11 protein-coding genes are annotated in these 12400 nt (G+C 68.6%); 7 read left to right on the top strand and 4 right to left on the bottom strand.

The features are described 5' to 3' along the window. Both asnB and ACWF7A_RS14530 read left to right on the top strand, forming a co-directional pair. Entirely contained in the window at nucleotides 1-1824 is a 1824-nt protein-coding gene (gene asnB, locus ACWF7A_RS14535; RefSeq protein WP_452250932.1) for an asparagine synthase (glutamine-hydrolyzing), read from the top strand. A gap of 48 nt (nucleotides 1825-1872) precedes the next feature. Next, nucleotides 1873-3078, top strand: coding sequence for an MFS transporter (locus ACWF7A_RS14530; RefSeq protein WP_452250931.1), 1206 nt, complete (start codon nucleotides 1873-1875; stop codon nucleotides 3076-3078). A 58-nt stretch (nucleotides 3079-3136) separates the two neighbouring features. Here the strand turns inward: ACWF7A_RS14530 and ACWF7A_RS14525 are convergent, their stop codons facing one another. Next, nucleotides 3137-3982 carry a glycosyltransferase gene (locus ACWF7A_RS14525; RefSeq protein ID WP_452250930.1) on the bottom strand — a complete coding sequence of 282 codons (846 nt, stop codon included), beginning with the start codon at nucleotides 3980-3982 and terminating at the stop codon, nucleotides 3137-3139. A 108-nt stretch (nucleotides 3983-4090) separates the two neighbouring features. Between ACWF7A_RS14525 and ACWF7A_RS14520 the strand changes: the two genes are divergently transcribed. The 3 genes from ACWF7A_RS14520 to ACWF7A_RS14510 are packed head-to-tail and all read left to right on the top strand — an operon-like array spanning nucleotide 4091 to nucleotide 7955. After that, the gene (locus tag ACWF7A_RS14520) at nucleotides 4091-5116 is read left to right on the top strand and encodes a glycosyltransferase (RefSeq protein ID WP_452250929.1); all 1026 of its coding nucleotides are present in this window, start codon (nucleotides 4091-4093) and stop codon (nucleotides 5114-5116) included. Next, nucleotides 5113-6765, top strand: a complete 1653-nt coding sequence (locus ACWF7A_RS14515) for a lipopolysaccharide biosynthesis protein (RefSeq protein ID WP_452250928.1) — start codon at nucleotides 5113-5115, stop codon at nucleotides 6763-6765. Before ACWF7A_RS14520 ends, ACWF7A_RS14515 begins: the two co-directional genes overlap by 4 nt. Further along, a complete protein-coding gene (locus ACWF7A_RS14510; protein WP_452250927.1) occupies nucleotides 6762-7955 on the top strand; it encodes a rhamnosyltransferase WsaF family glycosyltransferase in 1194 nt (397 codons plus the stop codon). Before ACWF7A_RS14515 ends, ACWF7A_RS14510 begins: the two co-directional genes overlap by 4 nt. A 16-nt stretch (nucleotides 7956-7971) precedes the next feature. Here ACWF7A_RS14510 and ACWF7A_RS14505 read toward each other — a convergent pair whose 3' ends face one another. Further along, complete coding sequence (locus ACWF7A_RS14505) at nucleotides 7972-8937, bottom strand: TolB family protein (protein WP_452250926.1); 966 nt, start codon at nucleotides 8935-8937, stop codon at nucleotides 7972-7974. A gap of 137 nt (nucleotides 8938-9074) precedes the next feature. On the opposite strand from ACWF7A_RS14505, the gene ACWF7A_RS14500 reads away from it, so the two are divergent. Together ACWF7A_RS14500 and ACWF7A_RS14495 are read left to right on the top strand one after the other, a co-directional pair. Further along, complete coding sequence (locus ACWF7A_RS14500; protein ID WP_452250925.1) at nucleotides 9075-9932, top strand: hypothetical protein; 858 nt, start codon at nucleotides 9075-9077, stop codon at nucleotides 9930-9932. Then, nucleotides 9911-11239, top strand: coding sequence for an O-antigen ligase family protein (locus ACWF7A_RS14495; protein WP_452250924.1), 1329 nt, complete (start codon nucleotides 9911-9913; stop codon nucleotides 11237-11239). Before ACWF7A_RS14500 ends, ACWF7A_RS14495 begins: the two co-directional genes overlap by 22 nt. Here the strand turns inward: ACWF7A_RS14495 and ACWF7A_RS14490 are convergent. Together ACWF7A_RS14490 and ACWF7A_RS14485 are read right to left on the bottom strand one after the other, a co-directional pair. Then, on the bottom strand, nucleotides 11223-11399 hold the full coding sequence (locus ACWF7A_RS14490) for a DUF397 domain-containing protein (protein ID WP_452250923.1): 177 nt from the start codon (nucleotides 11397-11399) through the stop codon (nucleotides 11223-11225). The two genes, ACWF7A_RS14495 and ACWF7A_RS14490, sit on opposite strands and share 17 nt — an antisense overlap. Continuing rightward, nucleotides 11374-12225 (bottom strand): helix-turn-helix domain-containing protein, encoded by an 852-nt coding sequence (locus ACWF7A_RS14485; protein ID WP_452250922.1) that lies wholly within the window; start codon nucleotides 12223-12225, stop codon nucleotides 11374-11376. The genes ACWF7A_RS14490 and ACWF7A_RS14485 overlap by 26 nt, the downstream gene beginning before the upstream one ends. Nucleotides 12226-12400 lie beyond the last annotated feature (175 nt).

The following is a 12400-nucleotide window of genomic DNA, read 5'->3' as shown; positions in this document are numbered from 1 at the left end:
ATGTGCGGCATCGCAGGCATCAGACGGTTCGACGGCGCTCCCGTCCCGCCGGAGCTCCTCGCGGAGATGGCGAAGCGGCTGCATCACCGCGGCCCCGACGACAGCGGGTTCTGGAGCGACGGCTCGATCGGCTTCGCGCACACCCGGCTGTCGATCATCGACCTCGCCGGGTCGCCGCAGCCGATGGCGGGCGCGTCCGGCACGACCACGATCGCGTTCAACGGCGAGATCCTGAACTACCGCCAGCTGCGGACCGACCTGGCGTACCCGTTCCGCACGAACGGCGACACCGAGGTCCTGCTGGCGCTGTACGAACAGCACGGCCCGAAGGCCGTGGAGAAGCTGCGCGGCCAGTTCGCGTACGCCGTTCACGACGCCCACACCGGCGAGACGCACCTGTTCCGCGACCGCCTGGGCATCCTGCCGCTCTACTACTACGTCGACGAGACGCAGTTCGCGTTCGCGTCCGAGATCAAGGCGCTGCTGCCGGCGATCGGCGCGGCCGAGGTCGACCAGGAGTCGCTGCACGACTACCTCGCGCACCGGTCCGTCCCCGCGCCGTACACGCTGGTCAGGGGCGTCCGGAAGGTCCCGCAGGGCCACCACCTGGTCGTCACGGCCAACGGCGAGGTGCGCACCGAGGCGTACTGGGAGCTGCCGCGCGAGTCGGAGATCCGCCAGGTCACGCCCGAGGAGGCCGTGCGGCTCGTGGACGAGGCCCTGACGGCCTCCGTGCGCGACGCTCTGGTCGCGGACGTTCCGGTCGGCGCCTACCTGTCCGGCGGCGTCGACTCGTCGTTGATCACGGCTCTGGTGGCCCGGGAACGCGGTGACGCGGAGCTGCACACGTTCTCCGCGGGCTTCGGCGACCCGCGCGTCGACGAGATCCACCACGCCGAGAAGGTCGCGAAGCTCGTCGGCAGCCACCACCACAACGTGATCGTGACGGCCGACGACTTCCGCGACAGCTGGGCCAAGCTCTCCTGGCACCGCGACGCGCCGCTGTCCGAACCCGCCGACGTGGCCGTGTTCCGCCTCGCCGAGCTGGCCCGCCGGGACGTGAAGGTCGTGCTGTCCGGCGAGGGCAGCGACGAGCTCTTCGGCGGCTACCCCAAGTACCGCTTCGCCCAGGCCACCCGCCTCGCCGGGTTCGCCCCCTCCGCCGCCCTGAAGCGGCTGGAGAAGGCGCTGCCCGCCTCCAAGGCACGGCTGGGCATCGCTCTGCGGGCCATCGCCGAACCCTCTTACGCCGAACGCATGCGCGGCTGGTTCGCGCCGTTCACGGTGTCCGAACGGGCAGCGCTTCTCGGCGGCCCGGCGACCCGCTCCGTGCTGGCCCCGTACGAGAACGGCCGCGGGGATGCCCTCAGGCGCATGCTCTACGCCGACTCGCACACCTGGCTCGCCGACAACCTCCTCGAACGCGGCGACCGCATGTCGATGGCCGCGTCGCTGGAGCTGCGGCCGCCGTTCCTCGACCACCGCGTCGCGGAGCTCGCGTTCTCGCTGCCCAGCTCCGTGAAGGTGCGCGGCGGAACGACCAAGTGGGTCGTGAAGGAGGTGGCGCGCCAGCACCTGCCGGCCGACATCGTCGACCGGCCGAAGTCCGGCTTCAAGGTGCCGCTCGACGCCTGGTTCCGCGACGGCCTGCGGGACATGGCGTACGACCTGCTGACCGGGCCCACGTCGTTCGTGGGCAAGACCTTCGACCGGGCCGCGGTGCGGTCGCTGCTCGACGACCACGACTCCGGTGACCGCAACGAGCAGCCGCGCATCTGGACGCTGCTGTCGCTTGAAGTGTGGCACCAAACGCTCAGCTGGTAGGACGGTCCATGAACAGGGATTTCATCGCCGGGGCGGGTGGGTGAGCCGATGTACGTCGCCTCCTCCCGTCCGTCCAAGACCGACTTCCGCAAGCGGTTGCCGGGCACGGTGTTCGCGCTCGGCACGGTCAGCCTGCTGACCGACATCTCCGCGGAGATGATCACCGCGTTCCTCCCGGTGTACCTGTTGTTCACGCTGAACCTGGGCTACGCGCAGTTCGGTCTGCTGGACGGCATCTACACGGGTGCCACGGCGGTGCTGCGCCTGGTCGGCGGCAGCGTCTCCGACAAGTTCCGCAAGCCCAAGGCCGTCGCGGCCGCGGGCTACGGGCTGTCGGCCGCGACCAAGGTGTTCTTCCCCCTGGTGGGCGCCTCGCCGTTCGGGATCGGCGCGCTGATGGCGGCGGACCGGGCGGGCAAGGGCATCCGGACGGCGCCCCGCGACGCGATGATCTCCCTGGCCACTCCCGAGGACCGGCTCGGGGCCGCGTTCGGCGTGCACCGGAGCATGGACACGTTCGGTGCGTTGCTGGGCCCGCTCATCACGTTCGCGCTGCTCATGCAGATCGGGACCGTGCCGGGGCCGATCTTCGCGGTGTCGGCGGCGTTCGCGGTCATCGGGCTGATCGTGCTCATCGCGTTCGTGCGCGACACGCCGACCGACAAGAAGCCGAAGGGTCCGCGGCCGTCGTTCCGGGCCGGGCTGAACCTGCTCACCGACAAGCAGTTCCGCCGCACCACCATCTCCGCCGGGATGCTGGGCCTCGCGACCGTGTCGGACGCGTTCGTCTACGTGCTGGTGCAGAAGGCGACGACCATCCCGCTCGGCTGGCTGCCGCTGCTGCCGCTCGGCACCGCCGTCGTCTTCCTCGTCGCCGCCGCGCCACTCGGGAAGCTGTCGGACCGGGTGGGGCGCTGGCGGATGTTCCTCGCCGGCCACGCGCTGCTGCTCGGCGTGTACGCGCTGCTGTTCATCCCCGAGGGCGGCACGGGTGTCGCGATCGCGGCCCTGCTGCTGCACGGCCTGTTCTACGCGGCCACGGACGGCGTGCTGTCGGCCAAGGTGAGCGAGACGGCGCCGGAGTCGTTGCGGGCTTCGGGCCTGAGCGTCGTGCAGACCGGCCAGGCGCTGGGCCGTCTCGTCTCGTCCGTCGCCTTTGGACTGCTGCTGCAGTACTCGAGCTTCGGGGCGAGCGTCACGGTGGCGCTGGCAGCACTCACCGTGACGCTCATCGCCGCTGTGCTCAACCAGTAGACGGCCAAGAAGCCTCTGTCGCTCACGAGAAAAGCGCTCGTGAGCGACAGAGGCGGACTCAACCGCGAGCAGCCAGCTTCTGCTTGATCTTCTCGAAGCCGCCCTTGCCGAGGACCTTCATGGCCGCGTTCTTCGCGGCCACCCGTCCCGAGTCGCGCAGGAACCGGACCGGCTGGTCCACCAGCCGATCCTGCGCCACGGCGAGCGAGCCCGGCGCCGGCACGTCGTCCAGCGAGTCCCCGAACGACCCCTTGTACGCCTCGGGCGAGACCAGCCGGCCGCGTGTGCGGTTCGACACGTTCCCGCCGTGCACGACCTGCAGCCAGCCCGGCGCGCCGCCCAGTTCGACGACGGGGAAGTGCAGGTGCATGTGGTTGTGCCAGTGCGCCCAGCACGTCACCGGCTCGTCCCAGGACTCGCGGACCGAGACGAACGCGTTGTGCCGGTCGACCCGGTGGTACAGCCCGCCCGGTGACTTGATCAGGCCGTTGACCAGGTAGTACGCCGCCGTGGTGGTGGGACGGGGAGCCGCGCAGAGGCGTTCCACGAAGTCGACCGCGAGGCCGTCGTCGTTGTCCAGGTTCGTCGTGATGAGCTCGGAACCGGTCTCGGTGAAAAGCGACCGGATGTCCGATCGGAGTTCTTCCCGCGACACTTCCGGACGGTAAACGGGCGTGTACGCGTCACCGTGTGAGGCGATTTTGTCCTTGAGCCATTGCGGTGATTCGGGGTCGAAATAGATGAGCCAACGCGTCCGTTTGTCCGTTTGGGCCACGACCGATGGCAGGCAGTAGCGCTCGAACAGCGCAACGCGTTCGGTCAGCCATCCTTCCTTTGCCCGGACGTAACTTTCGGCGCCCTTCGAAGGCAGGTTGAAGCGCGTCAGGATGACGTGGTCGGCCATGACTCCCCTTACTCCGGTCATCGCGTACATCGCCGGATGGGACCAAAACGTTGCGGCTAACGAATGCCTGCGGAGACCGATAGTGAGGATGTGCCAACGCTTCCCACAGTGGACGTCGTGATCCCCTGCTACAACTACGCCCACTTCCTGCCGGCCTGCGTCCGCAGCGTCCTCGACCAGCCCGGCGTGGACGTGCGGGTGCTGGTGATCGACGACACGTCGTCGGACAACACGCCTGAGGTGATGGCCGAGCTGATGGCCGCGGACAAGCGCGTCGAGGGCTACCGGCACGAGGTGAACAAGGGGCACATCGCCACCTACAACGAGGGCCTGCTGGACTGGGCGACCGCCGACTACACGGTGCTGCTGTCCGCGGACGACCTGCTGGCGCCGGGAGCGTTGCACCGCGCGGCCGAGGTCTTCGAGCAGAACCCCGAAGTGGGCATGGTCTACGGACGCGTCGTGTACTACAGCGACCACAACGCGTTGCCGAAGGTCACCGAGCTGCCGACGACGTCGAAGGTCTGGCGCGGCGAGGAGTGGATCGAGAACCGCTTCCGCAGCAGCCGCAACGTGATCTCCTCGCCGGAGGTCGTGGTGCGCACGAAGGTCCAGCAGAAGGTCGGCGGCTACCGCTCCGACCTCCCCCACGCGGGTGACCTGGAGATGTGGCTGCGCATCGCCGCGGTGTCCGACATCGGGTACGTCAGCGGCAAGCCCGGCGCGTACTACCGGGTGCACGAGAACTCGATGATGCGCACGACGTTCAAGTCGGTGTTCGCCGACCTCGAACAGCGCCGCGACGTGTTCGACCTCGTGCTGGAGCAGAACCCCGGCCTGCCCGCGCGGCTGAGGACGCTGGCGCGCAAGGCGATCGCGGCCGACGCGCTGTGGCGGGCGGTGCGGCTGCACGACCGCGACCAGCTCGACGGCACCGAGAAGGAGCTGCTCGACTTCGCCCGCGAGACCTACGCGAACGTCGAAGAGCTACCGGAGCATCGCGCTCTGTTGCGACGCCAGAAGTTCAGCCCGTCTTTCCTGAGTCGCACGCAACTTTTCCTTGCGCCGCACGCCTACAAGAGGGCGAAGTTGTGGATCGGCACGCAGCGGTGGAAGTGGCGGGGCGAATGGTGACGGCAGGCAGCGGAGACGGGCGGGACGGCGTGGCCGACGAGGGCCGCGGTACCTCCGGCGACGGCTCCCACGGCTCCGCCCCGCGCGACGGCTCGACCGGCCACACCTCCACAGGCCACGGCACAGCCCTGACCCACAGCTCCCCCGGCCGCGAGGCCGTCGAACCGGCAGGCCGCGTGGGCACCGCGCTCGCCGAAGAACCCCCCGTCCCGCCTCCCACCACCGGCCTTGAAGGCAAGGTGTCTTCGGCGATCCGCTGGAGCGCCGTCAACTCACTCCTGCAACGCCTCGCCGCCGTCGGCATCAGCGTCCTGCTCGCGCGCCTCATCGCGCCCGAGCAGTTCGGCGTGTTCGCGGTCGCCCTGGTCGTGCTCAACATCGTCCTGAGCGTCTCCGAGCTCGGCGTCAGCGCCGCCCTCGTGCGCCACAACGGCCCGATCGACGAGATGGCACCGACCGTCACGACGCTGTCCCTCGCGTCCGGCACGATGCTGGCGTTGATCTGCGCGGTCGGCGCGCCGTGGTTCTCCAACGCGATGGACGCCCCGGAGGCCGCCGGCATCATCCAGCTCATGTCGGTCGCCCTCGTCATCGCGGGCGCCACCGCCGTGCCCGGCGCGATGATGCAGCGCAACTTCCGGCAGGACCACAAGTTCTACGCCGACACGGCCGCCTTCGTCGCGGGCACGGCCGTCGCGGTCGTGCTGGCGCTCATGGGCTTCGGCGCGTGGAGCCTCGCGTGGCAGCGGATCGCGCAGAACCTCTCCGCCGCGGTGATCATGTTCTGGCTCACCGAGGACAGGTTCCGGCCGGGCTGGAATCCCGTCCAGGCCAAGGAACTGCTCTCGTTCGGCCTGCCGCTGGCCGGGTCCAGCCTGCTGATCCTCGGCGTGATGAACGTCGACTACATCGTCGTCGGCGCGATGCTCGGCACCATCCCGCTCGGCTTCTACCTGCTGGCGTTCAACCTCGCGAGCTGGCCGGTGGCGGCGTTCAGCGCCCCGGTCCGCAGTGTGTCGCTGGCCGCGTTCTCCAAGGTCCGCGAGGATCCCGAGCTGTTCCAGAAGTCGTTCGGACGTGCTCTGGGGCTCCTGGCGCTCGTCACGGTGCCCGCGTGCGTTCTGCTGGCGGCGCTGGCCGAACCGCTGATCCGCGTCGTCTACGGCGAGCGCTGGGCACCCGCCGCCGCCGCGCTGGCGTTGCTGGTGCTGCTCGGCGCGGTCCGGGTCGCGCTCGAACTGGGCTACGACTTCCTCGCCTCGGCCGGCCGGTCGCGGGCGATCCTCGTGATCCACGTGGTGTGGCTCGGCGCGCTGGTGCCCTTGCTGGCGCTCGGCGCGCACCTCGACGGCATCCGCGGCGTCGCGGCGGCCCACGTGATCGTCGCGGTGCTGATCATCACGCCGGCGTACCTGGTCACGTTCAAGCCTTACGGCATCCGGGCCGGGGCACTCGGCGCGCGCCTGCTCCGGCCGTTCCTCGGCGGTGTGCTGATGGTCGCGGTCGTGCTGGCGGTCCGGCAGGCGATCGACAGCGAGCTGCTGCAGATCCTCGTCGGCGGCGCCGTGTCCTGTCTCGCCTACGCGCTCGTGGTGTTCCCGATGCGACACGAAATCATTGCGGTGCTGAAGAAGAGGGCCAACGCGTGAGACGACTGAGGCAGGTCACGAAGATCGTCCGCGAGCAGGGCGCCAAGAAGCTCGGCGTCCGGCTGCTGACGGCCGCGACCCGCAGACTCGGCGCCGAGGGCGAGGAACTGCCCGTGCGCCTCGAGGACGTCCGCAGGGCCGACGTCGAAGAGCGCAAGCCCGTGGTGGTCCCGCCGATCCCCCACGACGGCAGGCTCGCGATCAACTGGGTCACCACTCCCCCGTCCAAGGGGTCCGGCGGTCACACCACCATGTTCCGGCTCATCCGGCACCTGGAGTCGATCGGCCACGAGTGCCGGCTCTACCTGTACGACACGTTCGGCAACACCGTCGCGGACCTCGAACCCGGGATCAGGGAAGCGTTCCCGTTCTTCCGGGGCTCGATCCACGACGTGACGGACGGCATGGCGGACGCGCACGCGGTGTTCGCGACGGCGTGGATCACGGCGTACCCGGCGTTCAACGACCCGTGCGCCGGCAAGAGGTTCTACCTCGTGCAGGACTACGAGCCGTGGTTCTACCCGTCGGGCGGCCTCTACGCGCTGGCGGAGAACACGTACCGGATGGGCATGCACGGCTTCACGGCCGGCAGGTTCCTCGCCGACAAGGTCCGCGACGAGCACGGCATGCCGGCCGACCACTTCGACTTCGGCTGCGACGCCGACAGGTACAAGCTCGGTGACGAGAAGCGCGACGGCATCGTCTTCTACGCCCGGCGCAAGGCACCGCGCAGGGCGTTCGAGCTCGGAGTGCTCGCGCTGGAGGTCTTCGCCGAGAAGCACCCGGACCTCAAGATCCACGTCTACGGCGAGAAGATCGGCGACCTCGGGCCGCAGTTCCTCGACCACGGCCTGGTCACGCCGGACGATCTCAACGCCATCTACAACCGTTGTTTCGCCGGGTTGTCACTGTCGATGACCAACGTCTCCCTGGTGCCGCACGAGATGCTCGCGGCCGGATGCGTCCCCGTGGTGAACGATGCGCACTTCAACCGCGTAGTCCTGGACAACGACCACGTCCGGTACGCGACACCCACCCCGCACTCACTGGCGCGTGCTTTGTCCGAAGTGGTCACATCGCCGGACTTCGACGCGGTCGCCCGTGCGGCCGCGTCCAGTGTGGAGGGACGTTCCTGGGATGCGGCTGGCCATGAGCTCGAGAAGGTGCTCCGCCGCGAACTCGCGGTATGAGCCGCAGGGGCGTCCGTCACATGACCGGGGACGGCGACGTGGCGTCGGCGATCAGCACCCGCGCGTCCGCGGACCCGTCGACGGGCACGACGTGAACGGCCGGCAGCTTGGCGTCCTTGGGCACCGCGGCGAACGCGAGCTCGTCGGGCGTGAGCCACGTGGCCTGGTCGTCGACGCCGGCCGTGCCGGGCAGCCGCTTCTCCGTGCTGGTCGCGAGGTCGAGCACCGCGAGGTCCCAGGGACCGAGACGGCCGATGCGCTTCTTGTAGGCGACCTTCGTGCCGTCCGGCGACAGCGACGGGCATTCCGCGTCGCGGCGCAGGGTCGTCACGGACCTGGTGACGAGGTCACCCTTGACGAGCCAGGTGAAACCGCCGCTGGCGAGCGTCGCGTAGAAGGTCTTGTCGTCGGAAGCGACGGTGAGGCCCCAGTAGTTGACGTCACTCGCCGTGTGCAGGACACCCTCCACAGTGGCGGCGAAGTGTTCGAGCGACTCGGCCGTCTCCCCCGTGCGCAGGTCGTAGAAACCGGTGCGGGTGGAGAAGCCACCGGGCACCGAGTACGAGTCGCCGGTGACGAAACTGGTCCACGACACGACGTTCCCGGACTGCGAGACCTTCGCGCGGCTCGGGATGCCCGGCAGCGGGATGGTCTTGACGGGCTTGCCGCCGCGGCTCACCTCGGCCGAGTAGGTCGGGCCGGGACCGGAGAGCTTGAGGCACACGCTCGTGCCACCGGCGGCGTAAAACCGCTGGCAGACGAGTTCCAGCGGGGTGCGCGTGCCTCCGTCGGCGAGCTTCTCGACCCGGTTCTGGCCACCCGCGAGATCGACGAACAGAAGATCGCCGGTCTTGGCCTGCGACACCTTCTCGGCGCCCGCCGGCTGGTTCGCGTCGGTGGCCGCCGTGACGACGTAAGCCGTTGTCCCACCGATGACCACGAGAATGGCCGCGATGGTCACGGTCAGTCGTCCTGCACGCATGCTGCCTCCTGGTTTCCCTTCCTTCATCGCTCGTCAGCTACGGCCTGTAACAGTTGGCAGCTCACTCCGATTTTCAAAGCAGGCGATACCCTACGGACATTGCGTTCGCAAGACCGAGCCGCGGATCGGGGATTTTGATGGACTTCTGGGGAACCGTACGAGTGCTGCGGCGGCGGTGGTACATCGCCTTCCCCGCAGTGCTGCTCACGGGCATCCTCGCGCTGTCCGTCTACGTCTCGGTGCCCACGCGGTACGAGTCGAGCGGCGTGCTGGTCCTCACCTCCCCCGCGGCCGGCGGCCGGTACACGGCGAACACCAAGCCCGAGGACGTCGTCAGGGTCAACCCGCTGCTGCAGTTCGACGGCAGCCTCACGACGACAGCGCAGATCCTCACCCAGGTCCTCGGCGACCCGAAGACCGCCGAAGAGCTGGCGGGCAAGGGCTCGACGTCCGTCTACACCGCGAACACCGGCCCCGTCGGCGGCCCGCTGCTGTTCATCACGACGGAGTCCGACTCGGCCGAGTCCGCCGAGGGTCTCGTCGGCAAGGTGCTCGAGAAGACCGTCGCGGAGCTCGCGGCGCAGCAGAAGGCGTTGAGCGCGCCCGAACAGACGTTCATCACCGCGCAGGTCCTCGTGAAGCCGACGACGGCCTCGGCCAAGATCGGCGGCAAGGTGCGGTACGTCGGCGCGGCCACGGTCGTGCTGCTGCTGCTGACGCTCGCCTCCACGTTCGCCGCCGACTCGATCCTGCTGAGGGCCAAGCGCCGCAAGGACGGCAAGGACTCCAAAGAAGGCAAGGACGCGAAGGACCCGGCACCGTCCGAGAAGGACACCACGCCGGCTCCGCTGCCCCCGGTCCGGCCGAACCCGCAGGCCAACGGCAACGGCGCTCCCCCGCGCCCGGCACCCCAGGGCGTGCCGAACGCACACCAGAAGACCGTCATCATCGCCGCACCCAAGCCAGACCCCGCATGGCCGACGAAAGACGACTGACCGCCCAGCGAGCCGACGGCGCCACTCTGCTCATCTTCTACATGGTGGCGCTGCTCGTCGTCCCCGCCCGGTTCACCATCGCGTTCGTCCCGATCACGCTGCCGCCGGCGTTGTTCATGGCGATGTGCCTCATGATCGTGTGGTTCGCCGCGCACCTCGTCGACCACCTCGGCATCGCCAAGGGCCGCAACGCCGTCCGCACGATCCTCGCGATCTACGTGATCCTGCACCTGACGACGTACGCGCTCGCGACGCGGCGCTACCTGCCGATCGACGAGCTGTCGGTGTCGGACTCGGCGCTGATCAGGATCGTGTCGATGTCGGCGCTCGCGGTGTTCATCGTCGACGGCGTCCGCACGGGTGACCGGCTCAGCCGCGCGCTGCGGGTGATGGTGGCGTGCCTGACGGTCAGCGCGTTCGTGGGCCTGTTCCAGTTCGGCCTGGGCCTGGATCTCGCCTCGTACATCACGCTGCCGGGCCTGCGCGTGCAGGACAACGGCTACTCGGCGCTGGAGTCGCGGTCGATCTTCTTCCGCCCGGCCGGCACGGTGAACCACCCGATCGAGTTCGGTCTGGTGTGCGTGCTGGGCGTGCCGTTCGCCGCGCACTTCGTGTTCCAGGCCAAGGACCGAGGCGAACCCGTCGGCCGCTGGTGGACCGCCCTGTCGCTGCTCGCGCTGATGGCGATCCTGTCGCTGTCGCGCACGGCGATCATCGGCCTCGTGGTGACCGGCATCGTGATGGCGATCCTGCTCCCCCGCGAACGAGGCCTGCCGCTGCTCGGCATCGGCGCCGTGTTCCTCGGCGGCGCCTCGGTCGTCGTGCCGGGCCTGTTCGGCACGGTGACGTCGATGTTCTCGAACATCGAGGACGACCCGTCGTTCCAGGGCCGCACCAAGGACTACGACGGCGCGTGGCTGGAGATCGCCAAACATCCCTGGCTGGGCAGGGGCTTCGGCACCTTCCTGCCCTCGAAGTACACGATCCTCGACAACCAGTACCTGCTGACGATGATCGAGAACGGCTACCTCGGCCTGATCGCGTTCGCCCTGCTGTTCATCGGCGGCATCTTCGCGGCGCTGCGGGCCCGCGCGCTGTCCCGCGACGAGGGCGTGCGCGGCATCGCCATGTGCCTGGTGGCGGCGATGCTCACGTCCGCGCTGGGCGCCGCGACGTTCGACGAGCTCGCGTTCAGCGTCGCGACCGGCATGACGTTCATGCTGATCGGCGTGTCCGGGGCCTTGCTGCGAATAGCGAGACAGGAGGCCGCCGTGCGCAAGGCGGCCGAGGTCAGTCCAGCCAGTTGAGCAGGCTCTGCCAGGCGGGGGCGGAGAACGCGAGGACGTCGCCGCTCGCGTTCTTCGAGTCCCGCACCACCGCGTCCTGGGCGAGCGAGACCTCGACACAGCTGCTGTCGCCGGTGCCGCCGCTGTAGGAGCTCTTACGCCAGGTCCGTTCGCCAGTCATGAGGTTCCTCTCGCAGTCCGCTGACGTACTCCGCCAGCATGCTCCGAGATTGTTCCTCATCCAGGGCAACCGCATCCAACAGCTCGAAGAGCCTCCTGCTCGACGTGACGGCCGAGGGTTCCTGTGCGAACACCTTGGCCAGATCGCTCTCCGTGTAGGCCAGTGGAGACGCCTTGCCGAACTCGAACAGCATGCGCATCGACTTGAGCGCGAGGCCGAGCGAGTTCGCAGGCACGATTCGCACGATGTGCGCGTTGAAGAGCAGGCGCAGGTACTGGTCTTCCATGACCTTGGCGTCGCCGATCCGCATCCGCAGCGCCAGTTCGTGAACGTAGAACACGCACTCGGGCCGGTACGGGCGCCGCCAGATGGACTGCCGCTCCATCCGCAGATCCACGAACCGCTTGATGTCCTCCGCCGACTCGCAGCCGGTCTCCACGAACAGCGCGTGGGCGTAGGACTCGGTCTGCAGCAGGCCCGGGATCGTCAGGATCTCGTAGACGAAGATCTTCGTGGCAGTCGACTCGACCATGGCGAGTGTGCGCAGGTTGTCCGGTACCTGGGCGAAGTACAGGTCGAAGGCGTGGCGGTACCGGCTGGTGAAGTCCAGCAGGAAGTCGAGGTCCTTGCCGCACGTCGCGAAGTACTGGGCGAGGTCGACCTCGGTCGCACGCGCCTTGCCGGTCTCGATGTTCGAGACCTTGCTCGGGTCCCAGCCCAGCGCGGTGGCCATCCCGCGGCCGCCGAAACTGGTACAGGTCTCCCGCAGTCTGCGCAGCTCATCGCCCAGGTCACGGCTGTACGCGGTGGATGTGATGACGGTCATGCTCTTGGACCGTATGTGTTGAAGGAGCTCCAATGAACGGCTCGTTCGGGTGAAAACGGAGCAGATGCGTCACGTATCCGGGGGGATACGGCACACAAACGGCGTCATAGGGTCTGACCTGCCCTTTCACCTCATCGTGGAATGGAATTCGAACACATGTTCATGCCACGATGGA

The organism is Lentzea sp. NPDC055074, from assembly GCF_053608005.1.
This window is presented reverse-complemented; position numbering and strand designations above follow the sequence as displayed.

Excerpts from the sequence above, each read along its gene's own strand:
- ACWF7A_RS14530 (WP_452250931.1), top strand. The coding sequence starts at position 1,873 with ATGTACGTCGCCTCCTCCCGTCCGTCCAAGACCGACTTCCGCAAGCGG.
- ACWF7A_RS14525 (WP_452250930.1), bottom strand. The coding sequence starts at position 3,982 with ATGGCCGACCACGTCATCCTGACGCGCTTCAACCTGCCTTCGAAGGGC.
- asnB (WP_452250932.1), top strand. The coding sequence starts at position 1 with ATGTGCGGCATCGCAGGCATCAGACGGTTCGACGGCGCTCCCGTCCCG.
- ACWF7A_RS14490 (WP_452250923.1), bottom strand. The coding sequence starts at position 11,399 with ATGACTGGCGAACGGACCTGGCGTAAGAGCTCCTACAGCGGCGGCACC.
- ACWF7A_RS14495 (WP_452250924.1), top strand. The coding sequence starts at position 9,911 with ATGGCCGACGAAAGACGACTGACCGCCCAGCGAGCCGACGGCGCCACT.
- ACWF7A_RS14505 (WP_452250926.1), bottom strand. The coding sequence starts at position 8,937 with ATGCGTGCAGGACGACTGACCGTGACCATCGCGGCCATTCTCGTGGTC.
- ACWF7A_RS14485 (WP_452250922.1), bottom strand. The coding sequence starts at position 12,225 with ATGACCGTCATCACATCCACCGCGTACAGCCGTGACCTGGGCGATGAG.
- ACWF7A_RS14500 (WP_452250925.1), top strand. The coding sequence starts at position 9,075 with ATGGACTTCTGGGGAACCGTACGAGTGCTGCGGCGGCGGTGGTACATC.